Genomic DNA, 1,201 nt, shown 5'->3' with positions numbered 1-1,201 from the left:
GATGGCCGGTGTTGAAGTGATCGACCGCCACCCAGTCGAGCTTCGTGCCCAAGTCCTCCTCCATGTCGGTCATCAGCCGCCGCACCAGCGGCTTCAGGTCTTCGTACTTGTCGCCGTCCTCGGGCGCGACGATGAAGCGGAACTGGTGACGGTCGCCCGCCGACCGTTCGAGGAAGGCCTTCCCCGAGACGCCATCGCTATCTGCCCCGTAGAGCCGTCCCTTCTCGCCCTCGCGCGTCGTACCGTCGCGCTCCAGGTAGCGCACGTGGGCACGCGCCGCCGACAGTCCCTTGGCGAGCTTCACGATGCGCGCCTTCACCACGACGCGGCGATGGCTCGGCCCACGCGTCCGCAGCACGCTCGCGACCCCGCCGCCGCGCCCGATGCGTGCGCCGGTGAACTTTGAGCGTGATCCGCCCCGCTTCGCCGTCCGTCCCGCGCGCGATGCCGCCTTCGAGAGCCGCGAGCGCATCGGCGGGGTTCCGATACGCCCGAGCCAGAGTTCGAAGTCGTCGCCGCCTGCCATCGCCCGTCTCCGGCATCAAAAGCCAGGATGAGGCGCACTGCTGCCGTTCCCGTCAAGAACCTCCAAAGACCCTCGCGCTATAAGCCAGTATTGCTGCGGCTTTCCGCGTAATCGGTCTCGCAGATGGAGGGCTGGGTGCAAAACCACCTCTAACAAAAACGATGTGCAGACAAACACTTACCACCCAAAGGGAGGCGCGGCTTTCCATCTTGCCGTTCCGTCCTTCTGCCCTCTCGGCCCCATTCTGCCATTCGTCCTCCGCACCCCTTCGGACGGGCATGGACACCGACGGTCACCTGCAGACCGACAAGCGGTCATTTTGCCAGTGTCGTGGGGTATCTCGGCAGGATTGGATGAGTATGGACGCGGCGTTTCGCGCGCTTTCCGCCAAAGTTTGCGCAAGGCCCGCCAGAAAACGCCGATTGCTGCGCAGCAGAAACGCAGCATGATGCGGGGCGATTCGTGTGTTCGGGCACGCTTTTTTAAACGGCCGATCACATTAACGACATGTTCGTTTGACAGCGATTCCGCAGGCCGTCAGACGGGCTTTCCACAACGATATTGGAGCTCAGACATGAACAATGCCGACCTCGCCGAAGCGCTTGCCGAGACGCTCGGGACCACCAAGACCGATGCCCGCAAGGCCGTCGATGCGGTGTTCGCCGCGATCACCGA

At 63.8% G+C, this 1,201-nt stretch carries 1 pseudogene; it reads right to left on the bottom strand.

From position 1 onward, the window contains the following. Positions 1-526: pseudogene (locus tag DFR51_RS00175) on the bottom strand (relaxase/mobilization nuclease domain-containing protein); the annotation flags it as partial. Between the last annotated feature and the right edge of the window lie 675 nt (positions 527-1,201).

The sequence above is a fragment of the Sphingosinicella microcystinivorans genome (genome assembly GCF_003634215.1).
GTDB classification, from domain to species: domain Bacteria; phylum Pseudomonadota; class Alphaproteobacteria; order Sphingomonadales; family Sphingomonadaceae; genus Sphingosinicella; species Sphingosinicella microcystinivorans.
This window is presented reverse-complemented; position numbering and strand designations above follow the sequence as displayed.